The sequence below is a fragment of the Cryptosporangium japonicum genome (assembly GCF_039524755.1).
Taxonomy (GTDB): domain Bacteria; phylum Actinomycetota; class Actinomycetes; order Mycobacteriales; family Cryptosporangiaceae; genus Cryptosporangium; species Cryptosporangium japonicum.
In genome coordinates, this window is record NZ_BAAAGX010000033.1 from 100424 (window position 1) to 121762 (window position 21339).

At 71.9% G+C, this 21339-nt stretch carries 25 protein-coding genes; 18 read left to right on the plus strand and 7 right to left on the minus strand.

Translation table 11 applies throughout. From position 1 onward, the window contains the following. Window positions 1–189: 189 nt before the first annotated feature. Window positions 190–885, plus strand: coding sequence for a hypothetical protein (locus ABD437_RS35930; protein WP_344653425.1), 696 nt, complete (start codon window positions 190–192; stop codon window positions 883–885). Between the two features lie 45 nt (window positions 886–930). On the opposite strand, the gene ABD437_RS35935 is transcribed toward ABD437_RS35930, so the two are convergent. Next, window positions 931–1524: a TetR/AcrR family transcriptional regulator gene (locus ABD437_RS35935; protein ID WP_344653426.1), complete on the minus strand. Its 594-nt coding sequence runs from the start codon at window positions 1522–1524 to the stop codon at window positions 931–933. Between the two features lie 83 nt (window positions 1525–1607). Here ABD437_RS35935 and ABD437_RS35940 point away from each other — a divergent pair, with 83 nt between their 5' ends. The 6 genes from ABD437_RS35940 to ABD437_RS35965 all read left to right on the plus strand — a co-directional run bounded on the left by ABD437_RS35940 (window position 1608) and on the right by ABD437_RS35965 (window position 6329). Beyond that, window positions 1608–2027, plus strand: a complete 420-nt coding sequence (locus ABD437_RS35940; protein ID WP_344653427.1) for an organic hydroperoxide resistance protein — start codon at window positions 1608–1610, stop codon at window positions 2025–2027. Between the two features lie 63 nt (window positions 2028–2090). Continuing rightward, complete coding sequence (locus ABD437_RS35945) at window positions 2091–3140, plus strand: type III polyketide synthase (protein WP_344653428.1); 1050 nt, start codon at window positions 2091–2093, stop codon at window positions 3138–3140. After that, window positions 3137–3637 (plus strand): isoprenylcysteine carboxyl methyltransferase family protein, encoded by a 501-nt coding sequence (locus tag ABD437_RS35950; RefSeq protein ID WP_344653704.1) that lies wholly within the window; start codon window positions 3137–3139, stop codon window positions 3635–3637. Before ABD437_RS35945 ends, ABD437_RS35950 begins: the two co-directional genes overlap by 4 nt. After that, entirely contained in the window at window positions 3634–4647 is a 1014-nt protein-coding gene (locus ABD437_RS35955) for an NAD(P)/FAD-dependent oxidoreductase (protein WP_344653429.1), read from the plus strand. Before ABD437_RS35950 ends, ABD437_RS35955 begins: the two co-directional genes overlap by 4 nt. Before the next feature lie 33 nt (window positions 4648–4680). Further along, on the plus strand, window positions 4681–5796 hold the full coding sequence (locus ABD437_RS35960) for a DmpA family aminopeptidase (protein ID WP_344653430.1): 1116 nt from the start codon (window positions 4681–4683) through the stop codon (window positions 5794–5796). Window positions 5797–5900: 104 nt separating this feature from the next. Further along, the gene (locus ABD437_RS35965) at window positions 5901–6329 is read left to right on the plus strand and encodes an STAS domain-containing protein (protein ID WP_344653431.1); all 429 of its coding nucleotides are present in this window, start codon (window positions 5901–5903) and stop codon (window positions 6327–6329) included. On the opposite strand, the gene ABD437_RS35970 is transcribed toward ABD437_RS35965, so the two are convergent. Next, complete coding sequence (locus ABD437_RS35970) at window positions 6315–7835, minus strand: LLM class flavin-dependent oxidoreductase (protein WP_344653432.1); 1521 nt, start codon at window positions 7833–7835, stop codon at window positions 6315–6317. The two genes, ABD437_RS35965 and ABD437_RS35970, sit on opposite strands and share 15 nt — an antisense overlap. A 178-nt stretch (window positions 7836–8013) precedes the next feature. On the opposite strand from ABD437_RS35970, the gene ABD437_RS35975 reads away from it, so the two are divergent. Further along, on the plus strand, window positions 8014–8841 hold the full coding sequence (locus tag ABD437_RS35975; protein ID WP_344653433.1) for a mycofactocin-coupled SDR family oxidoreductase: 828 nt from the start codon (window positions 8014–8016) through the stop codon (window positions 8839–8841). Window positions 8842–8875: 34 nt separating this feature from the next. Here the strand turns inward: ABD437_RS35975 and ABD437_RS35980 are convergent, their stop codons facing one another. Together ABD437_RS35980 and ABD437_RS35985 are read right to left on the minus strand one after the other, a co-directional pair. Continuing rightward, window positions 8876–9247: a hypothetical protein gene (locus ABD437_RS35980; RefSeq protein WP_344653434.1), complete on the minus strand. Its 372-nt coding sequence runs from the start codon at window positions 9245–9247 to the stop codon at window positions 8876–8878. Between the two features lie 56 nt (window positions 9248–9303). After that, window positions 9304–9636, minus strand: a complete 333-nt coding sequence (locus ABD437_RS35985) for an ArsR/SmtB family transcription factor (protein ID WP_344653435.1) — start codon at window positions 9634–9636, stop codon at window positions 9304–9306. A 156-nt stretch (window positions 9637–9792) separates the two neighbouring features. Here ABD437_RS35985 and ABD437_RS35990 point away from each other — a divergent pair, with 156 nt between their 5' ends. Both ABD437_RS35990 and ABD437_RS35995 read left to right on the plus strand, forming a co-directional pair. Then, entirely contained in the window at window positions 9793–10896 is a 1104-nt protein-coding gene (locus ABD437_RS35990; protein WP_344653436.1) for an SPFH domain-containing protein, read from the plus strand. After that, window positions 10893–12035, plus strand: coding sequence for a TFIIB-type zinc ribbon-containing protein (locus ABD437_RS35995; protein ID WP_425558321.1), 1143 nt, complete (start codon window positions 10893–10895; stop codon window positions 12033–12035). The genes ABD437_RS35990 and ABD437_RS35995 overlap by 4 nt, the downstream gene beginning before the upstream one ends. Here the strand turns inward: ABD437_RS35995 and ABD437_RS36000 are convergent. Further along, window positions 12032–12913 (minus strand): alpha/beta fold hydrolase, encoded by an 882-nt coding sequence (locus tag ABD437_RS36000; protein WP_344653437.1) that lies wholly within the window; start codon window positions 12911–12913, stop codon window positions 12032–12034. The two genes, ABD437_RS35995 and ABD437_RS36000, sit on opposite strands and share 4 nt — an antisense overlap. 121 nt (window positions 12914–13034) lie before the next feature. Between ABD437_RS36000 and ABD437_RS36005 the strand changes: the two genes are divergently transcribed. The 5 genes from ABD437_RS36005 (at window position 13035) to ABD437_RS36025 (ending at window position 16246) form a co-directional block, all read left to right on the plus strand. Then, the gene (locus ABD437_RS36005; RefSeq protein WP_344653438.1) at window positions 13035–13901 is read left to right on the plus strand and encodes a sigma-70 family RNA polymerase sigma factor; all 867 of its coding nucleotides are present in this window, start codon (window positions 13035–13037) and stop codon (window positions 13899–13901) included. Window positions 13902–13938: 37 nt separating this feature from the next. Further along, a complete protein-coding gene (locus tag ABD437_RS36010) occupies window positions 13939–14622 on the plus strand; it encodes a hypothetical protein (RefSeq protein WP_344653439.1) in 684 nt (227 codons plus the stop codon). A gap of 79 nt (window positions 14623–14701) precedes the next feature. After that, window positions 14702–15475 (plus strand): neutral zinc metallopeptidase, encoded by a 774-nt coding sequence (locus ABD437_RS36015; RefSeq protein ID WP_344653440.1) that lies wholly within the window; start codon window positions 14702–14704, stop codon window positions 15473–15475. 83 nt (window positions 15476–15558) lie between these two features. After that, window positions 15559–15984: an Hsp20/alpha crystallin family protein gene (locus ABD437_RS36020; protein WP_344653441.1), complete on the plus strand. Its 426-nt coding sequence runs from the start codon at window positions 15559–15561 to the stop codon at window positions 15982–15984. 7 nt (window positions 15985–15991) lie between these two features. Further along, window positions 15992–16246 (plus strand): hypothetical protein, encoded by a 255-nt coding sequence (locus ABD437_RS36025; protein WP_344653442.1) that lies wholly within the window; start codon window positions 15992–15994, stop codon window positions 16244–16246. Between the two features lie 72 nt (window positions 16247–16318). Here ABD437_RS36025 and ABD437_RS36030 read toward each other — a convergent pair whose 3' ends face one another. Then, window positions 16319–17320, minus strand: a complete 1002-nt coding sequence (locus tag ABD437_RS36030; protein WP_344653443.1) for a TIR domain-containing protein — start codon at window positions 17318–17320, stop codon at window positions 16319–16321. 388 nt (window positions 17321–17708) lie between these two features. On the opposite strand from ABD437_RS36030, the gene ABD437_RS36035 reads away from it, so the two are divergent. Continuing rightward, window positions 17709–18998 (plus strand): enolase C-terminal domain-like protein, encoded by a 1290-nt coding sequence (locus ABD437_RS36035; protein ID WP_344653706.1) that lies wholly within the window; start codon window positions 17709–17711, stop codon window positions 18996–18998. A gap of 34 nt (window positions 18999–19032) precedes the next feature. Further along, window positions 19033–19923 carry a 2-hydroxyacid dehydrogenase gene (locus ABD437_RS36040; RefSeq protein ID WP_425558327.1) on the plus strand — a complete coding sequence of 297 codons (891 nt, stop codon included), beginning with the start codon at window positions 19033–19035 and terminating at the stop codon, window positions 19921–19923. Here ABD437_RS36040 and ABD437_RS36045 read toward each other — a convergent pair. Beyond that, window positions 19910–20848: a helix-turn-helix transcriptional regulator gene (locus tag ABD437_RS36045; protein ID WP_344653445.1), complete on the minus strand. Its 939-nt coding sequence runs from the start codon at window positions 20846–20848 to the stop codon at window positions 19910–19912. The two genes, ABD437_RS36040 and ABD437_RS36045, sit on opposite strands and share 14 nt — an antisense overlap. Before the next feature lie 64 nt (window positions 20849–20912). On the opposite strand from ABD437_RS36045, the gene ABD437_RS36050 reads away from it, so the two are divergent. After that, window positions 20913–21338: a VOC family protein gene (locus ABD437_RS36050; RefSeq protein WP_344653446.1), complete on the plus strand. Its 426-nt coding sequence runs from the start codon at window positions 20913–20915 to the stop codon at window positions 21336–21338. The last annotated feature ends 1 nt before the right edge of the window (window position 21339 follow it).

Sequence of the window (21339 nt, forward strand, 5' to 3'; positions counted from 1 at the left end):
AGTCGGGAAGGCGCCCGGACCCCGCACCGGTTGTCGGTGGCCTCCCAACGGTGGCCACGACGGTGTCGGGTGCCCGACTCGCCCGCACGATCGCGCACCGGGTGGCACGAAACCGGGATCCCCGGGCCTGGTGACACCCCTACTGTCGTCGGCAAGCACGTACGACCCCCACGAGGAACAGGACTGGCAATGAGCGACTCCGGCGACACGATCGACTCCGGCGCAGACGCCCCCACCAGCACGATCGCCGACAACGACGTGCCGCTGGACTACGACGGCGACGGAACCGTCGACGGCTACCTGCACCAGAACGAGGACGGCACGGCCTACGCGGTGCTCGACCTCGACCACGACGGCACCTCCGAGACCGTCGCGGGCGACACGGACGGTGACGGGTACGTCGACGTCGTGGTGAGCGACACCAACGGCGACGGCAACGTGGACTACGCGATCGTGGACACCGACGGCGACCACGTCGCCGACACCGCGCTCTACGACCGCGACGGCGACGGCGACTTCGACTACGCGGTCGTCGATGAGAACGGCGACGGCGTCATCGACGCCACGGCCGCCGACACCGACAATGACGGCGACTTCGACGCGGTCGAGGTCGACAGCGACTACGACGGCGACGTGGACTCCGTCGTCGTCGACACCGACGACGACGGCGTCTTCGACACGGTCTACTCCGACACCGACGCCGACGGCACCGTCGACACGGCCACCACCGTCACCGACGCCCCGGACCCGGCGCAGGTCCCGGACACCGACGCGGCGGCCGAGGCTCCGGCCACGACCACCACGACGACGACCACGACCACCACCACGCAGACCGCGACCGACCCCTCGGTCGTCTCGCCCCAGCCGACCACCCCGGCCAGCTAGTCGCGCCGGCCCGCCCCGCCGCGAAACGCCGCGGGGCGGGCCCGCTCAGGCGGCGACCAGCGCCGTCACGGCGGCGCGCAGCGTCGCTTTCACCGCGGCCGGGTCGTCGACCTGGCCGCCGATCACCACCCCGTCGCGCAGCATCACCAGCATCCGGGCCGTCTCGTCCGGGCTCGGGTGCTCGGCCGCGACCAGCACGTCGCGCACCGCGTCCGCGTACCAGCGGCGGTGGTCGGCCACGACCGCACGCACCGGGCTGGCCGGATCCGGGTACTCCACCGCGGCGTTGACGAACGCGCACCCCCGGAAGCCGGGGCCGCAGGTGAACTCCCCCAGCGCGTCGAACAGCGCCAGCACCGCGTCGACCGGCTCGACCGACGACGCCAGCGCGGCGAACGCCGAGGCCGAGCGGTCGTGCAGGTCGGTGAGGTACGCGCAGACCAACGCGTCCTTGGTGGGGAAATGGTGGTAGAAGGTGGCTTTCGCCACGCCCGCCTCGGCGATGATCCGGTCGATGCCCACCGCGCGGATACCCACCGTGTAGAACAGCACGCTCGCGGTGGCCAGGACACGGTCACGCGGGCGCCCCCGGGGTGTGGGAACCAGCGCACCGGGCAGTTCGAGTGGGATCGACGACACCCCTTGAAAGTACCAGACAGGTCTGTCTAGTCTGGGGTTCGCACAGACAGGTCTGTCTGGCCACCGAACGAAGGGACGACGACATGTCAGCGCTCTACACCGCGATCGCCACCGCCGACGGCAACGGCCGCAACGGGCGCACCCGCACCAACGACGGGAAGCTCGACGTCCAGCTCTCGTTCCCGAAGGAGATGGGGGGCAGCGGCGCCGGCACGAACCCGGAGCAGCTCTTCGCCGCCGGGTACGCGGCGTGCTTCTCCAGCGCGCTCGGCATGCTCGCGCAGCAGCGCAAACTCGACGCCAAGGACGCGGCCGTCACCGCCGAGGTGAGCCTCAACCCCACCGACGGCGGCGGCTTCGGCCTGGCCGTGACGCTGCGGGTCGAGCTGCCCGAGTCGCTCCAGGGCGAGGCCGGCCGCGAGCTGGTCGAGGCCGCCCACCAGGTGTGCCCCTACTCCAACGCCACCCGCGGCAACATCCCGGTGGAACTGGTCGTCGAATAGTCGTCGGGGCGCCGTGGGCTTTGCTGACGGGCGGTATCGGCTTGAACCGCTTACGGTCGAGTAATGACACAGCTCGCCGCTGTCCACGGCGTCCTGCCCGCCTACCGCTATCCGCAAGCCGAGCTGACCGACGCGGTCGCCGAGGCGTGCGGGCTCGACGACAACCAGCGCCGGTTCCTCGAGCGTGTCCACCGATCGTCCGGTGTCGCCACCCGGCACCTCACCCTCCCGCTCGAGCAGTACCCGTTACCGGACTTCGGCGCCGCCAACGACGCGTTCCTCACCGGCGCGATCGACCTCGGCGCCCGCGCGGTCGAGGCCGCGCTCGCCGACGCCGGCCTGACCGCCGACGACGTCGACACGATCCTGGCCGTGACCTCCACCGGCCTCGCGATCCCGTCGTTGGACGCGCACCTGGCCGGTCGTCTCGGCCTGCGCCCGGACGTGAAGCGCACGCCGATCGTCGGGCTCGGCTGCGCGGCCGGCGCGGTCGGCATCTCGCGCCTGCACGACTACGTCCGCGCCTGGCCCGACCAGGTCGCGGTGCTGGTCAACGTCGAACTCTGCTCGCTCACCGTGCAGTACGACGACCGGTCGCCGACGAACCTCGTCGCCAGCGGCCTGTTCGGCGACGGTGCGGCCGCGGTGGTGGCGGTCGGTCCCGGCCGCGCGGTCCAGGGCCCCACCGTGCTCGCCACCCGCAGCGTGCTCTACCGCGGCACGCTGCGCACGATGGGCTTCGACGTCGGCGCGAGCGGTCTCAAGGTCGTGCTCGGCACCGAGGTCCCGACGCTCGCCGAGAAGCACCTGCGCCTCGGCGTCGACGAGTTCCTCGCCGAGCACGAGCTGACCCGCAAGGACATCACGACCTGGGTCTGCCACCCGGGCGGGCCGAAGGTGCTCGAAGCGATCGAGTCCGGTTTGGAGCTTCCCGAGGGCGCACTGGGCGCGAGCTGGAACTCGCTGCGCCGGATCGGCAACGTCTCGTCGGCGTCGGTGCTGCACATCCTGCGGGACACTCTGGTCGATCGCCCACCGGAACCCGGCACACCCGGCATGCTGATCGCGATGGGACCTGGCTTCTCGGCGGAACTGGTGTTGCTGCGGTGGTGACCTTCTACGTCGTCCTGGTGCTGCTGGTCGGCGTGGAGCGTCTCGCCGAGCTGGTGGTCGCGGTACGCAACAAGAAGTGGGCGGTGGAGCGGGGCGGCCGGGAGTACGGCGCCGGCCACTACCCGTTCATGGTCGTGCTGCACACCGCGTTGCTGGCCGGCTGCATCGCCGAGGCGTTCCACCGCCCGTTCCTGCCCTGGCTGGGCTGGCCGATGCTGGTGCTGGCGGTGGCCGCGCAGGTGCTGCGCTGGTGGTGCATCCGGACGCTCGGACACCAGTGGAACACCAAGATCATCGTCGTGCCGGGGATGCCGCTGGTCACCGGCGGCCCGTACCGCTACTTCGCGCACCCGAACTACGTCGCGGTGGTGGTGGAGGGGTTCGCGCTGCCGCTGGTGCACTCGGCCTGGCTCACCGCGCTGGTCTTCACCGTGCTCAACGCCGGCCTGCTCACCGTCCGCATCCGCGCCGAGAACAGAGCCCTGGCCACGGTGTGATCGACCTTCTGGTGGCCGGGGGCGGGCCGGCCGGGCTGGTCACCGCGCTGCTGGCGGCCCGTCGCGGGCTGAGCGTCACGGTGCTCGAACCACGGGCGCTGCCGGTCGACAAGGCGTGCGGCGAAGGGCTGATGCCGCACGCGGTCGAGCTCCTGTCCGAGCTCGGCGTCCAGGTCCCCGGCCTGCCCTTCCGCGGCATCCACTACGCCGACGCCCGGCGCGGCGTCGACGCGCTGTTCGCGACCGGCACGGGCCGGGGCGTGCGGCGCACCACGCTGCACGCGGGCCTGACCGACGCGGCGGCGCGGGCCGGCATCGAGATCGTGCCCCGCGCGGCCGACCGGATCACCCAGGACGCCGACGGGGTGCGCACCGCCGGGTTCCGGGCGCGGTACCTGGCCGCGGCCGACGGCCTGCACTCCCCGATCCGCCGCGCGCTCGGTCTGCAACGTCCGTCGCGCGGGCCGTCGCGCCACGGGCTCCGGCAGCACTACGCGGTGAGCCCGTGGGCGGACCTCGTCGAGGTGCACTGGGCCCCCGGGGCCGAGGCGTACGTGACCCCGGTGGCGCCCGAGCTGGTCGGCGTCGCGATCCTGACCACCACCCGCGGCCCCTACGCCGAGCAGCTGGCCCGCTTCCCGGCCCTCGCCGCGAAACTGCACTCCCCGGCCGGTTCCGTGCGCGGCGCCGGCCCGCTGCGCCAGCGGGTGTCGGCCCGGGTGCACGGCCGGATCCTGCTGGTCGGCGACGCCGCCGGCTACGTCGACGCGCTCACCGGCGAAGGTCTCGCGGTGGCCTGGGCCGGCGCGGCCGAACTCGTCGCCTGCGTGGCCGCCGACCGGCCGGGTGACTACGAGCGCCGCTGGGCGGCCGCGTCCCGCCGCTACCGCCTGCTCACCGGCGGCCTGCTCTGGGCCCGCAACCGTCCGCTGCTCTCCCGGGCCATCGTGCCCGCCGCCACGCGCCTGCCCCGAGCGTTCACCACGCTCGTCAACCACCTGGCCCGCTGACCCGCGCCGGCCGACGTCGGCGATCATGCCCGCATGGCTGAACACCTGCTGACCACGCCCTCGGGGCGGACGCGTGCCCGCGCACTGGGCATCCCCCTCGACGGCACGCCCGGACGCTGGAACGCGATCACCGACGTCGTCGGCGTCGAGGTGGGGTACACGACGCTGATCGAGGGCGCGGACGTCCGCACCGGCGTCACCGCGATCTTTCCGCGCGGGCGCGACGGCGTCGGTGTGCCGTGCGCCGCGGGCACTCACTCGTTCAACGGCAACGGCGAGATGACCGGCACCGCCTGGATCGCCGAGTCCGGCGCGCTGAACTCGCCCATCGTGATCACGAACACGGCCGCGGTCGGCCCCGCGCACGCCGGTGTCGTCGAGTGGCTGACGATCAACCGCCCCGAGCTGACCACGCAGTGGGCCCTGCCGGTGGTCGCCGAGACCTACGACGGCCTGCTCAACGACCTCTACGGCGGCCACGTCCGGCCCGAGCACGCGCTCGCCGCGCTCGACGCGGCCCGGATCGGCCCGGTCGACGAGGGCAGCGTCGGCGGCGGCACCGGCATGATCTGCCACGGCTTCAAGGGCGGCTCCGGCTCCGCGTCCCGGGTGCTCGGGTACGGACCGTCCGACCGCTACACCGTGGCCGCGTTCGTCCAGGCCAACCACGGCGCCCGTCGCGAGCTGACGATCGCGGGCACCCCGATCCGCACGGCCGAACCGACCCCACCGCCGGCCGCGCCGCCGGGGGCCGGATCGGTCATCGTGGTGCTCGCCACCGACGCGCCGCTGCTCCCCGGTCAGTGCGCCGCGCTCGCCCGCCGGGCGACGCTCGGCATCGGCCGTACCGGCACCACCGGGAGCCACTTCTCCGGCGACCTGTTCCTGGCCTTCTCCACCGCCAACGCCGGAGCGCTGAGCAGCACGTTCCCCGCCGGTCCGGTCGGCGACGACGAGTACGAGCACCTGCGGTTCGTGCCCTGGGGCCGGATCGACGCGTTCTACGCCGCCGCGGTGCAGGCGGTCGAGGAAGCGGTCCTCAACGCCCTGGTCGCGAACGCCGACATGACCGGCTATCGGGGACACCACGTACCCGCGCTCCCACACGACGTCGTCCGGGCGGCCTTCCCAACGTCCGGGAAGATATGATTTGCCAGCATTCATGCCTAGTGGATCGCGAAGGGGACAAACACGTTCCATAGTGAGAACCAGGTAGTGCACTCTGCACGCGTGCCCGAACCCGGGGAGACGTAGTGGTCGCGCACCAACAGCGCATTCTTCTGCCCATTTCCCGCCCGCCGGACGTCCTCGTGCCGCTCGCCTCGCTCGACGGCATCCTGGAGGTCTCGCGCGCGGTGGACGAAGACCAGCGCTGGGCGTTGTTCCAGCTGTCCGGAACCCTCGACGAGGGCACCGCGCCCCAGCTGCTGGAGCTCCTGGTCGCGGCGGCACGCATCGACGCGGTCGACCTGGTGATCGCCGACCTGCTGCAGGTGTCCTGGATCGGCGGGCCCGGCGCGCGGTGTTTCGACGCCGCCGCGCGCGCCGCCGGGCGCCACGGCGCGCAACTGGTGCTCTCGCGCCCCACCCTGTTCGTGCGGCGGGTGCTGGAGGTGACCGGCCTGGCCGGCCTCGTCACCGACGAGGCCGAACCCGGCTGGCGCTGGTCAGAGGATCTCTAGGCGGGCCAGGGGCTCCACCAGCTCGCGCTCCTCGTACGCCAGGTGCGAGAGCAGCGTGTCCGACAGCAGGTCGACCTCGGCCCTGACCTGGTCGATGTCCTTCTCGTCGGTGACCAGGCCGACGAGCGCCCGGTCGACCCGCTCCAGCACCTCGTGGATCACCCCGTGCTCGGCGGCCAGCCGGTCGACGACCGGCGCGAGCCCCGCGTCGGCCCGGCGCAGCCGCGGGAACAGCGCGGTGTCCTCGAGCGTGTGGTGCGTGGTCACCACCCGGCAGTAGGACTCGCAGTACGTCCCGAGCGTCCAGTTGTTCTGGCGCATCGTCATCGCGTTGATCGCCGAGCGGGCCGCGCCCGGATCGGTGAGGCCGGCCGCGACCTGCTCGATCAGGTCGCGCACGGTGGCCAGCTCGGAGCGCAGGTGGTCGTGCACGTCGATCAGGTGCTGCCCGGAGGCGCGCTGCGCCGCCGTGTAGGTGCGGCCCGGCTCGGGCGCCGGCCCGGTGGGCCGGTCCGTCTCGTCCCACAGGGTGACGTCGGATCGGCGCACACCGTCGTCGGGGGTGGGCGTGACGCCCAGACCGCTGGGCGCCCGGTGATCGCCCGGGGACGCGGCGGGGACGATGGCCGGTGCGGTCCCGGTGGCCGGTGCGCCGGCGGTGCGGCGCGCGCGTTCGGCGTCGACCTGGGCTTTGACGGCGGGGAGGACCTCGGCGGCGAACCGGCGCACCACCTCGGGGTCGTCGCCCATCACGAAGTAGCCGCTCATCCCCTGCTCGAGCGTGAGCTCGGCGAGCTGCTCGGCGGTGAACTCCGGGGTGATGTTGTAGAGGCGGCGGATCGCGCGCGGATCACGCCCGGCCTCCTCGGCGGCGGCGTCGATCGCGGCGTTCATCGCCGGCAGCTTCTCCGGCCCGGCGTAGGGGCTGCTCGGGAGCCACCCGTCGGCCGCCCGGCCGGTCAGCGCGAGCATCCGCTTCTTGTACGCACCGAGCCAGATCCCGACGTCGTGGGCCGGCGCCGGCCCGGCGTGCGCGCCGCGGACCGGGTAGAACTCCCCGTCGAGCCGGACCGACCCGCCCGGCGCCCAGAGCGCCCGGATGACGCCGATCGCCTCGGCCAGCGCGTCGACGCCCTGGGCCGGACCGAGCTTGCGCCCGCCGAGCGCGGCGATCCCGTCCCAGAACGCACCCGACCCGAGCCCGAGCTCCACCCGGCCGCCGCTGAGCAGGTCGAGCGAGGCCACGCTCTTGGCCAGCACCGCCGGCGGCCGCAGCGGCAGGTTGACCACGTTCGGCGTGACCCGCAACGTCGTCGTGCGTGCGGCGATCACCGAGAGCAGCGTCCAGGTGTCGAGGAACCGGGCCTGGTAGGGGTGGTCCTGCACGCTGGCGAAGTCGAAGCCGAGCTGCTCGGTGAGCTGGGCCAGCGCGACGACGCGCCCGGGGTCGTCGGCACTCGGCGTGAGGAACGTGCCGAACACCAGGTCGTGTCCGTAGTCAGTCATGGCAACTATTCTTCCACACAGAAGAGTTGTTTGACAGAACACCTGCCGTCGGGTTTGTGGCACTCCGTGTCGAAAAGGCAAAGACCCAGCTGAGAACCGATCTGCGCGCCCTGGACGACAGCTGTCCGTTAGGCATAGCGTCGGCTGGGACCACCTCCCAACGAAGGGACACTCCGACATGGGACAGCTCGACGGCAAAGTCGCGTTCATCACCGGCGCCGCTCGTGGCCAGGGTCGTAGCCACGCGCTGACGCTGGCCCGCGAGGGCGCCGACATCATCGCGATCGACCTCTGCGCACAGGCCGAGACCGTCCCCTACCCGATGGCCACGCCCGAGGACCTCGCCGAGACCGTCAAAGAGGTCGAGGCGCTGGACCGGCGCATCATCGCCTCGCAGGTCGACGTCCGCGACCTGGCCGGGTTGACGGCCGCGGTCGAGGCCGGCGTCGCCGAGCTCGGCCGCCTCGACATCGTGCTGGCCAACGCCGGCATCTCCACACCCGCGCCGACGCTCGACATGGACGAGACGGTCTGGGACGAGATGATCGAGATCAACCTGACCGGAGTCTGGAAGACGGTCAAGGCGGCGGTGCCGCACATCCGGGCCGGCGGCCGGGGCGGCGCGGTCGTGATCACGAGTTCGCTGGCGGCGACCTGGGTCAACGCCAACACCGCGCACTACTCCGCGGCCAAGGCCGGCATCGTGATGCTCGCGAAGGTCATGGCCAAGGAGCTGGCGCCGGAGAGCATCCGGGTCAACACCGTGCACCCGACGACGGTGGCCACCGGGATGATCCTCAACGACCCCACGTACCGGCTCTTCCGCCCGGACCTGGAGAACCCGACCCGCGAGGACTTCGACGTGGCCGCCAAGGAGCTGAACAAGCTGCCGGTGGTCGCGCTCGACCCGAGCGACATCAGCAACGCGATCCTGTACCTGGTGTCCGACACCGGGCGCTACATCACCGGCACGACGCACTACGTCGACGCCGGCGGCCAGCTGTAACCGGAAGCCGGGGGCGCGGCGCGCCCCCGGCTCCTCACACTTCGAGCTGCCCCTCCACCCGGCCCAGCTGGTGGCGGGCCATCGCGAGGTTGGCCCGGGAACGGTCCAGCGCCAGGTACAGGAAGAGCCCCTGGCCCGAGCGGGACTGCACCGGCCGGATCAGGTGGTACTGGTGCGTGAGCGTGATCAGCACGTCCTCGATGACGTCACCGAGGCCGAGCATCTCCATCGCACGCATCTTCGCCCGCACGACGTCGGTGTTGCCGGCGCCGGCCACGTCGAGGTCGAAGTCCTTCGTGCCGCCCAGCGTGCCGAGCGCCATTCCACTGTGGTAATCGACGAGTGCCACGCCGATCGATCCCTCGATCGTCATGGCGTCCTTCAGAGCGACATCTACGCTCGCCATCCGAAGAGCCCTTCGGTCCAGGCGCCCCCTGGAGTCCGGATGGAGATTAACAGTTTCTAACTTGCTGGAGTTCGCAAGTCCGCAAGAAGCTCGGCCTGCCCGCTCAGCACCTCGGTGAGGATGCGCCGCGCCACCGCGAGCAGCTCCGCCACCTCCGGTGCGGTGAGCGAGTAGTAGACGGTCGAGCCCTCCTTGCGGGTCTGGACCAGGCCGGTGCGCCGCAGCACCGCGAGGTGCTGGGAGAGGTTCGCGGCCTCCACGCCCACTTCGGGCAGCATCTCGGCGACCGAGTGCTCGCGCCGGCTCAGCAACTCCAGCACCCGGATCCGTGCGGGGTGACCCAGCGTCTTGAAGAACTCGGCTTTGAGTTGGTAGAGCGGCCTGGTCATGGCGTTGATCCTGCCAGGAGGGCCGCGCGGCGGTCGGCCTGATGGATAGTTGACTCACGCCCCTGACAAACCCTGCCGAATCGGATCCCACGCTTAACGATCCGTCGGAGTCGCCTGCTACACAGGGCTTGCGTAACCAAAGGTGGGGAGATTCCGATGGGCCTGATGGACAAGATCCGCGGCGAGTTCATCGACATCATCGAGTGGCTGGACGACAGCCGCGACACGATCGTCTGGCGCTTCCCGCGCTACCAGAACGAGATCAAGATGGGCGCGAAGCTCATCGTCCGCGAATCGCAGGTCGCGGTGTTCGTGAACGAGGGCCAGATCGCGGACGCGTTCGGGCCGGGCACGTACACGCTCGAGACGCAGAACCTGCCGATCCTGAGCACGATCAAGGGCTGGAAGTACGGGTTCGACTCGCCCTGGAAGGCCGAGGTGTACTTCGTCAACACCCGGGTCTTCACCGACCTGAAGTGGGGCACGCAGAACCCGGTGACGGTGCGCGACCCGGAGTTCGGCGTCGTGCGCCTGCGTGCCTTCGGGGCGTACGCGGTCCGGGTGGCCGACCCCAAGAGGCTGCTCACCGAGCTCGTCGGCACCGACCCGCAGTTCCGTACCGAAGAGGTCGCCGAGTACCTGCGTCAGCTGACCGTCAGCCACCTGGGCAGCGCCCTGGCCACCGCGCAGGTGCCGATGATCGATCTGGCCGCGCACCAGCAGCAGATCGGGCAGACGCTCGCCGGGGTGCTGAGCGAGGAGCTCGCGCCGATCGGCATCGTGATCCCGAAGTTCATCATCGAGAACATCTCGGTGCCGCCGGAGGTCGAGCAGGCGCTGGACAAGCGCACCCAGATGGGCGTGCTCGGCGATCTCGACCAGTACACGAAGTTCCAGACCGCGAACGCGATCGAGGACGCCGCGAACAACCCGGGCGGCGGCGCCGGTGAGGGCTTCGGCCTCGGCCTCGGCATGGCGGCCGGGCAGCGGATGGCCCAGTCGCTGAACCCGGCTCCGGCCCCGGCCCCGGCGGCCGGGCCTCCCCCGCTGCCCGCCCAGGCGCAGTGGTACCTCGGCGTCGGCGGTCAGCAGGCCGGGCCCTACGACCAGGCCGCGCTGGCCGCCCAGGTCGCCTCCGGCGCGCTCACCCGCTCCACGCTGGTGTGGAAGACCGGCATGGCGCAGTGGGTGCCGGCCGAGCAGGTGCCCGAGCTGGCCGGCGTGCTGGGCTCCGTCCCGCCGCCGCTCCCGCCGCAGTGAGCGCCCCCAGCAGCGGCGCGCCGGAGCACGGCGCGCCGCCCTCCGGGGCGCCCGCGTCGACGCAGCGGGTCTTCCCGTGCACCAACTGCGGGGCGACGCTGGAGTTCGCGCCGGGCACCGAGTCGCTGCGCTGCCCGTACTGCGGCAGCGCGCAGCACATCGAGGTCGCCGCCGGCCGGGTCGTCCGCGAGCACTCCTGGGACGAGTTCGTCCGGCTGCCGCGCAAGCCCGTCGCCACCCTGGGCGCACACGTGTTCACCTGCCCGGGCTGCGGCGCGGTCACCGAGTCCGACGCGATCTCCGACCGCTGCCAGTTCTGCGGCGCCCCCGTGGTGGCCGGCGTGGACGGCGGCGAGATGGTCGTCCCGGAGGCGGTGCTGCCGTTCACCGTCGACCGTCCGCACGTGCGCGAGGCGTTGCAGGGCTGGGTGAAGAGCCGCTGGTTCGCGCCCAACGCGCTCAAGAAGGTCACCACGGCCGAGTCGGTACGCAGCACCTACCTGCCGCACTGGACCTACGACGCGAACACGTCGTCGTCCTACACCGGCGAGCGCGGCGAGTACTACTACGAGACCGAGACCTACACCGTGCGCGACAGCGACGGGAACGATCGCACCGAGACCCGCCAGGTCCGCAAGACGCGGTGGTGGCCGGCGAGCGGCCACGTCTCCCGGGACTTCGACGACGTCCTGGTGCGTGGCACGTCGAAGGTGCCGCCGGACCATCTCGACGCGCTCGAGCCGTGGCCGCTCACCGACGCCAGGCCCTACGACGCCGACTACCTCGCCGGGCACCAGACGCTGCGCTACGACGTCGAGCCCGAGCGGGGCATGAGCGTCGCGCAGAGCCGGATGGCCTCGGTGATCGAGCAGGACTGCCGTCGTGACATCGGTGGCGACGAGCAGCGCGTGCACTCGGTCAACACCAGCTATTCGCGGGTGATGTTCAAGCTGATGCTGCTGCCGGTGTGGGTGTGCGTGTACCTGTACGCGGGTCGCTCGTTCCAGGTGCTGATCAACGGCCGCACGGCCGAGGTCGCCGGTCAGCGTCCGTACAGCAAGGTGAAGATCGCCCTCGCCGTCATCGCCGCGCTGCTCGTCGTCACCGCTGTCGTGGTGTTCTTCGTTCTGCGCCGTTAAGGGCGGGCCCAGTGCCGGCGCAGGGTGGCGGCGAACTCGCGGGCGCGCTCGTCGGGGAAGAACAGTTTGCCGCCGGGGATCTCGACCACGCGGGACGCGCCGGAGATCGTGTCACGCAGCCAGTAGGCCCACTTGCGTCGGAAGAAGATGTCGGCGGTACCCCACACGATCTGGGTCGGCACGTTCAGCCGGGCCAGCTCCGGCTCGACCGCGAGCAGGTCGGGGGCCCGGAGCGAGGTGAGGAAACGCTGGAACTGGCGGGCGGAGTCGTGCGTGCCGATCAGCGGGGTCAGGTTGGCCCGCACGATCTCCTCGGGTAACGCGTCGACGTCCTGGTAGCCGACGCCGTACACCAGCGCGCGGGTGCGGGGCAGGTCACGCAGCAGCCGCGGCCCGCTGCGGGCGAGCATCCCGGCCCGGGCCAGCAGCACCGTCGGGAGGAACGCCGTCGGCGGGACGTTGTCGTGCGCCTCGCAGTTGGTGAGCGTCAGCGAGTTCAGCCGCTCGGGATGGCGCACCGCGTAGATCTGGGCGACCGCGCCGCCGGTGTCGTTCGCGACCAGGTCGACGCGGCCGAGGCGGAGCGCGTCGCAGCAGTGCGCGACGAACTCGGCCAGCGCCGGGAGGGAGAAGTCCTGGTTGTCCGCGGCGGGTGTGCGCCCGTGCAGTGGCAGGTCGATCGCGATGCACCGGCGGTCGCCGGCGAGCTCGGCGAACACGTTGCGCCACAGATAACTGCTGGTGCCGACGCCGTGCAGGAACAGCGCCGGTGTTCCGCCCCCTCCGGTGTCGACGTAGCTGGCCGGACCCGACCGCGTCGCGATCTCTCCCCGATACTGGTCAAACTGGTGCTTGTGGAGAGTGAACGTCTCCATCATGGCTGCGCCCCCTTGACTATCCGTAGTAACGGTAGAGACAGAGTGTTTTGTTACTCCACAGATCGAGGTTTTGCCACTGACTCCGTGACGTTCACGTCTTCACTCACGTCAGAGTGCTGTGATGAGTGACCGAGCACTGGCCGAGCAGTTCGACGAACACCGGGCGCACCTGCGGGCGGTGGCCTACCGTCTCCTGGGCTCACTGCACGAGGCGGACGACGCGGTGCAGGAGACGTGGCTGCGGCTGAGCCGGTCGGACACCTCGGCGGTGGCCAACCTCGGCGGCTGGCTGACCACCGTGACCGGCCGGATCTGCCTGGACATGCTGCGCTCGCGGACGTCGCGACGCGAGACGTTCGTGGCCGTGCCCGACCCGGTGGTGTCCGCGCCGGACACGATGGACCCGGTGCAGGAGGCGCTGCTGGCCGAGTCGGTGGGGATGGCGCTGACGATCGTGCTCGAGGAGCTGTCACCGGCGGAGCGGCTCGCGTTCGTGTTGCACGACTCGTTCGGCGTGCCGTTCGACGAGGTGGGGGCGCTGCTCGGGCGTACTCCGGCGGCCGCCAAGCAGCTGGCTTCGCGTGCGCGCAAGCGGGTGCGTACGGCCGGGCCGCGACCGGACGCGGATCCGGCCGGCCAGCGCGCGGCGGTCGACGCGTTCTTCGGCGCCGCCCGCGCCGGCGACTTCGACGCGCTGGTGGCCGTGCTGGATCCGGACGTGGAGCTGCGGGTGGACGTCGGCGCCGGTGCGCCGGGGTCCGTGCTGGTGCGGGGCGCCGCCGCGGTCGCCCGGCGGGCGCTGCTGTTCGCCCGGCCGGAGGCCGCGCTGCACCCGGTGCTGGTCAACGGGGCCGCCGGGGTGGTCGTGACGGTCGCCGGGCGCCCCGTGACCGTGATGGGGTTCACGGTGAGCGGCGGGGCGGTCGCGGCGATCACCGTCCTGTCGGACCCGGACCGGCTGAAGTCACTGCCGTTGCCTCCGCTCTAGACTGGCGTCGATACTTCTCGTCATCGGGAGGACGACGGTGTCGGCTCAACCCGACGACGCGCTCCGGGCGCACTTCTCCGACGCGGCGGTCCCCGAGTCCGCGGCGGCGGACCTGGTGCGGCTGGTCCACGGTGTCCTCCCCCAGCCGGACGACGCCGAGTCGGCCGACGCCGCGACGATCCTGTCCGCGCTGCGCATGCTGCGTGCGCTGCGCACCGAGCTCGCGGACTGGGAACCGCGCCTGATCGACGCCGCACGCACGCTCGGCGTCAGCTGGAACGACCTCGCGCCCGCACTGGGGGTCGCCAGCAGGCAGGCCGCCGAACGTCGGTACCTGCGGCTTCGCCCGGCCCGGCCGGACGAGGCCGGCGACACCCGCGACCAGCGGGTGCAGAACGAACGCGACCGGCGCGCCGAGGACCGCGCGGTGGTGGACTGGGCGCGGGCGCACGCGGCCGTGCTGCGCCGGATCGCCGCCAGGGTCGCCGAGCTGAGCGACCCGCCGGAGACCGCGCGGCAGAGCGTCGAGGTGGTGCGCCGGACGCTCGGCGAGGACGACTCCGCGGCGCTGCTCGGCCCGCTGCGCGACGCCCGGGACACGCTCGGCGAGAGCCACCCCGCGCTGGCCCGGTCGATCGGTGACCTGATCGACCGCACCGACGCGGTGCGCGGCAGCACGCGCCAGCACCGTAACGCGGATCACGGCGGTTCCCCCGGCTGACTGTCGTTCCGCCTACAAACAGCGCTCCCCCACCCTGCTTCAGTGCGGTGTGACGACAGTGGAGACAGGGGAACCGACAATGCGCGTAACACAGTCCTGGGCCCGCCGGCTGGCGGCGTCGATCGGCGCGGCGGCGGTGCTGGTGACCGCGGCCTGCGCCCCGGCCTCGTCGGCGTCCCCGGCGGGCTCGGGCGGGCCGGCGCCGGCCGGGGCGAACCCGGCCACGTCGGTCTCCGCCGCCGCGAGCCCGTCGACGGAGTTCGACACCGAGTTCAGCCAGGCGCTCGAGCTCGTCACCGCGTACTGGCGCCAGGAGTTCACCGCGAACGCCGTGGCCTTCGAGCCGGTGAAGAACGTCAGGTCGTACACGAAGGACGGTGAGCTGAGCTGCGCCGGCGAGCCGCTGACGACGAACAACGCGTTCTACTGCCCGCCGTCGGACCTGCTCGGCTACGACGCCAACTTCGTGCGCGACGGCTACGAGAAGATCGGCGACGGTTTCCTCTACCTGCTGCTGGCCCACGAGTACGGCCACGCGATCCAGACCCGGGTGAACACGAACCGGCTGGTCAGCCGCACCTATGAGCTGCAGGCCGACTGCCTGGCCGGCGCCGTGATCGGCGACTCGACCCGGGCCGGGACGCTGCAGCTGGAGCGCGGCGACGCCGCGGAGATCATGACGACGATCATGACGATCGCCGATCCGGCGGGGGTGCCGTGGTTCGACGCGACCGCGCACGGTTCCGATGCCGACCGCCTCGCCGCGTTCAGCCGGGGCTACCGGAACTCCTACGGCGCGTGCCACCTGGACAGCCTCACCGGGACCCGGCTGGTTCCGTCATCGTCACGATGACTTTGTTCTTGTCATCGTTTCGATGACGTGCTATTACTGAGGTGCGCGTTGACGAACCCACTACTGGATTCGAGGAGGACGCCATGTTGATGCGCACCGACCCGTTCCGGCAGCTCGACCAGCTCTTCGCCGGCATCCCCGGAACCTGGTCCAAGCCCGCGGTGATCCCGATGGACGCCTACCGCCTCGGCGACGAGTTCGTGGTCGAGTTCGACCTGCCGGGCATCTCCCCGGACGCCGTCGAGCTCGACGTGGAGCGCAACGTCCTGACCGTCCGCGCCGAGCGTCGGCCGCACGCCGAACAGCCCGCCGAGATGGAGGTCCGCGAGCGCCCGCTGGGTGTCTTCACCCGGCAACTGTTCCTCGGCGACACGCTGGATCCCGAGCGCATCCACGCCGCCTACGCCAACGGTGTGCTGACGCTCCGCATCCCGGTTCGCGAGCAGGCGAAACCGCGCAAGATCGCGATCGCCCACTCCGAGCCGGACCGGAAGCAGATCAACGCCTGACCCGGCCATGGACGCCACCGACACGGGCGTCGACGAGTTCCTGGCGCTGGTCACGGCCGACCCGGAGCTCGTCAGGGCGGAGTTCGAGGCGCTGATCGACGCGGTCTGGGAACCGCCACCGGAGCCGCCCGCTCCCCGGCCGGCGCCCGGGTTCCCCGGGCCCGGAACACCCGGCGCGTTCCCCCGCGGCCGCTTCCGCCCCGACCTCCGCCCGACCGGCGCTCCGCGCCGCACGGAGCGCTCACCGCCCGACCGGGTGTGACCCCACCGCGACCTCGAGGAAGGAGCCGAACACCGCCGGCGGCGCCCCGGTGAGGGCGCCGCCACGCCCCGTTCAGGCCGGCCCCGGACAGTCGTCCTTCGCCTGCCCCGGCACGCGCTCGACCGAGATCGTGTCCAGCACCCTGCCCTGCCCGGCGAGGCCGTTGATCAGGTCGTCCTGACGGGTACGGATCGCCGCGACGGCCGTATCGAGGTCGACGACCATCAGCTCGATCCGGTAGCGCTGCCCCGCCGACTCACTCCCGTCTCCGAAGTACTGCGCTCCCCGCCACCGGCGCGCGTTCTTCGTCGGCTCGTCCCAGCCGAAGATCGTCTCGACGTACCGGGTCCCGCCGCCCGCGGAGATGTTGCTTTTGAGCAGCACGAGGGTGGTGTCCGGAGGCAGGGCCGCCGTGCCGGCGAAGTAGGCGCAGCTCTTCACCTCGGCGCCCGGCGCCGGCTCGGCGATCTCGCCGGTGGCCTCCTCCAGCGTGGCCGGCGCCTCGGAGGTGGCGTCGTCCGACGATCCGTCGTCGGAGTTGATCTTCCAGAGCGTGACCGCCACGAGAAGGACGGCGAGCACCGCGCCGAGGACGAGCAGCGGGGTACGCGGCCAGGGCCGAGGGTCCGGCGGCTCCACCGGAAGGTCGAGCTTCTTCCGGATGAGCGCGCTCAGCTCCGCCGGAGAGGTGCTCCGCAAATCAACATGAGCGACGGTCGACGGCAGCCCGGGCAGTACCGTGTCGTCGAAGCGGGCCGGCAGCACGTAGACGTTCTTCTCCTTGATCGCCCGCGCCTGCGCCATCCGCAGCTCGTGCCTGGTGTAGAGCTTGCGCTCGTACGCCTTCGACACGAACACGACGCAGTACCGGGCTTCCTCCGAGTACACCTGGCTCAGGTGCTGGTAGAGATCCGCGCCCCAGAGCTGTTCGGTCGCGAAGCGGTCGAAGTAGACGCGGACACCGTGGCTTCTCAGGTCCTCGGCGACCTTCGTGACGTACCCGGACTGCTCGCTCGCGTAGGAGAGGCACACGTCGTACGCGAGTCGTCCGGAAGAGGGGTCCACAGAGGCCACGGGCGCACTGTAATTCCGTTTTCGTCGGTTCCGAGTCGCCCGGAGCAGGTCTGGACGTCGGTTCGGGTCGGGGGCGACGTTCGGGGCTGGTGTGCTCCCTCGTCCGGAGGATGCTGGTGGGGGCACGGCCGGGGGCGTCACCGGCCCGGCACGGGGATCGTGCGCCTCGGAACTGGTGCCGGCCCCGGTCCGGGCATCACTCGATGCACTTTTCGACTTGGACAGGTATCGACCCTGGTGCCTAGCTTCAGACTATGGAGCTCACCGGCGAGATGCTGATCGGTGCCCGGTCGGTCGGGGGCACGGCGGGGACCGTGCACGGCCGCGACCCACGGACGCGGCTGATCGACGGGGCGCCGCGGTGAGCGGGACGCCGGTCGTCGTCGGCATGGAAGTGGTGCCGGTGGCCGGGCAGGACAGCATGCTGCTCAACCTCAGCGGCGCGCACGCCCCGTACTTCACGCGCACGGTGGTGGTGCTGACCGACAGCGCGGGCAACACCGGGCTGGGCGAGGTGCCCGGCGGGGAGGCGATCCGCGCGACGCTCGTCGAGGCCGAGCCGCTCGTCGTCGGGGCGCCGCTCGGGCGCCACCACGCGGTGCTCGACGCGGTGCGCACCGCGTTCGCCGGGCGCGACGCGGGCGGGCGCGGCGTGCAGACGTTCGATCTGCGCACGACCGTCCACGTGCTCACCGCGATCGAGTCGGCGCTGCTCGACCTGCTGGGCCAGCACCTGTCCGTGCCGGTGGCCGACCTGCTCGGCGAGGGACGCAGACGCGATCACGTGCCGGTGCTCGGGTACCTCTTCTACGTCGGCGACGGGACCGGCCTGGGCTACCGGGCCTCCGACGAACCGGGGTGGTTCGGCGCGCGGAACCGCCCGGTGCTCACGCCCGACGACGTCGTGCGGCTGGCCGAGGCGGCCCGCGAACGGTACGGGTTCTCCGACTTCAAGCTCAAAGGCGGTGTCTTCGACGGCGACGAGGAGGCCGCCGCCGTCACCGCGCTGGCCGAGCGCTTCCCCGACGCCCGGATCACGCTCGACCCGAACGGCGCCTGGTCGTTGCCGGACGCGATCCGGCTGGGCCGCTCGCTGCGCGACGTCCTCGCCTACGCCGAGGACCCGTGCGGTGCCGAGGACGGGTACTCCGGGCGTGAGGTGCTGGCCGAGTTCCGGCGCGCGACCGGGCTGCCGGTGGCCACGAACATGATCGCCACCGACTGGCGCCAGCTGGCCCACGCCGTCCAGCTGGGCGCGGTCGACATCCCGCTCGCCGACCCGCATTTCTGGACGATGGCCGGCAGCGTGCGGGTCGCGCAGCTCTGCGACGCCTGGGGCCTGACCTGGGGCTCGCACTCCAACAACCATTTCGACGTGTCGCTGGCGATGTTCACGCACGTGGCGGCGGCCGCACCGGGGCGGATCACGGCGATCGACACGCACTGGATCTGGCAGGACGGGCAGCGTCTCACCCGGGAGCCGTTCGTCATCGCGGACGGGCGGATCGAGGTGCCGAGCACACCCGGGCTCGGTGTCGCGCTGGACCGCCAGCGGTTGGCCGCCGCGCACGAGCTGTACCGGGAGTACGGTCTGGGCGGCCGCGACGACGCGGTGGCGATGCAGCACCTGATCCCGGGGTGGACGTTCGATCCCAAACGGCCCGCACTGGCACGATGAGGACGTGACTACGGTTCTGCAGGTCGGTGGGCTGATGCCCGCGGTGGCTGACGTACTGGCCCGGGACTACGACGCGGTCGTGCACGATCCCGCGCGCCTGGCGTCGTACGCGGACTCGGTGCGGGTGGTGGTGACCGGCGGGCACGCCGGCGTCGACACCGCGTTGCTCGACGCGCTGCCCGGGCTCCGCGCGATCGTGCACTTCGGGGCCGGGTACGACGGCACCGACGTCGACACCGCGCGGGCCCGGGGCATCGTTCTGAGCAACACGCCGGGCGTGCTCGACGACAGCGTGGCCGACACCGCGGTCGGGCTGACGATCGACGTGCTGCGCCGGTTGAGCGCGAGCGACCGCTACGTACGGGCCGGCCGGTGGGCCACCGACGGGCCGTACCCGCTGCAGCGGACGGTGAGCGGCTCCCGCGTCGGCATCGTCGGCCTGGGCCACATCGGCACCGCGATCGCCACCCGGCTCACCGCGTTCGACTGCCCGATCGCGTACCACAACCGGCGCCCGGTGCCCGGCTCGACGTACCGGTACGAGCCGTCGCTGGTGCGGCTGGCGGCCGCGGTCGACGTGCTGGTGGTGGCCGTGACCGGCGGCCCGGGGACGCGCGGGCTGGTCAGCCGCGACGTGCTGGAGGCACTCGGCCCGGACGGCGTGCTGGTCAACGTGGCCCGGGGCAGCGTGGTGGACGAGGCGGCGCTGGTCGAGCTGCTCGGCGCCGGGAAGCTCGGCGGTGCCGGGCTCGACGTCTTCGCCGACGAGCCGCACGTGCCGGCGGAACTGCTCGACCGCGACGACGTCGTGCTGCTGCCGCACGTCGGGAGCGCGACGGTCGCGACCAGGGCGGCGATGGCCGACCTGACGCTCGCGAACCTGCGCTCGTTCCTGGAGACCGGGACGCTCGTCACCCCGATCTGAGCGCGGCGGCGTCGTAACGCCGGGCCAGCGTGGCGAAGGCCCGGCGCAGTTCCACCGGCCCGATCACCTCGAGGTCGGCGTCGAAGCGGCCGAGGCTCGCGGCGAGGCCGATCCACGACCACGACCCGGCCACCAGCCGGCAGCGGTCCGGGCCGAGGGCCTCCACCACGCCGTCCCCGGCGAACAGGGCCACCGTCTCGGCCGGCGCCGCCAGCACCACTTCGCCCCGGCACGGCCACTCCGGGGTGTCCGAGCCACGGAACCGCGCGGTGATGAAGGTCGCGACGTCACCGCCGGGGATCTCCCGCCGGGCGAAGCGGGGACCGGTGGGGATTCGCGGCACGATCCGGTCGACCCGGAACGTGCGCCAGTCGTCGCGGTCGGTGTCCCAGCCCACCAGGTACCAGCGCCCGCGCCGGGTCACCAGGTGGTGCGGTTCGGCCCGCCGGACGGCCTCGCCGTAGTCGAACCGGAGGATCTCCTCGGCCCGGATCGCGGCGGCCACGGCCAGGAGCACGGCGGTGTCGGCCTGCGGAGCGTCGCCCACCGCGGTGAGCTCCAGCGCGTCGATCCGGTGACGCAGGCGGGCGGGCATCACCTGGCGCACGGTGGTGAGCGCACGCGCGGCCGCCTCCTCGATGCCGGCCCCGGACGTCACCGCGATCCGCAGCGCCACGGCCAGCGCGACCGCCTGCTCGTCGTCGAACAGCAGCGGTGGCAGTTGGGTACCGGCGTCCAACCGGTACCCGCCGTCGGGGCCCTTGATCGCCCGGATCGGGTAACCCAGCTCACGCAGCCGGTCGACGTCGCGACGCACCGTGCGCGGGCTGACCGCCAGCCGGGTGGCGAGCGCCTCCCCCGCCCAGTCCCGGCGGGCCTGCAACAACGAGAGCAGCGCGAGCAACCGCGCCGACGGGTGACCCATGTCATCGATTGTGCCCGGCGGTAGAGGTCAGAAGTTGACCGCTACTGGGATCACTGTTCACCTCATGACGATCACCACCACCACCCACCTGAACTTCCGCGGCGACGCCCGGGCGGCGCTGGAGTTCTACCACTCGATCTTCGGCGGCGAGATCGTGCTCGCCACCTACGCCGACGCGCACACCGCCCAGGACGCGGCCGAGCCGAACTGGATCACGTTCGGGCAGGTCACGGCCGAGAACGGGTTCTCCGTGATGGCCTACGACGTGCAGGTCCGGCGGCCGTTCGAGCGGGGCGCGAACTCGTTCTTCGTCTCGGTCCGGGGCACGTCGGCGGACGAGATCTCGACGTTCTGGAAAGGCCTCTCCGAGGGCGCGACGATCGTCGAGGACCTCGCGCCGGCCGGCTGGTCACCGCTGTACGGCATGCTCACCGACCGGTTCGGGGTCACCTGGGTGCTCGACGTCGCGGCCGGTTACTCCGGGTCCTGAT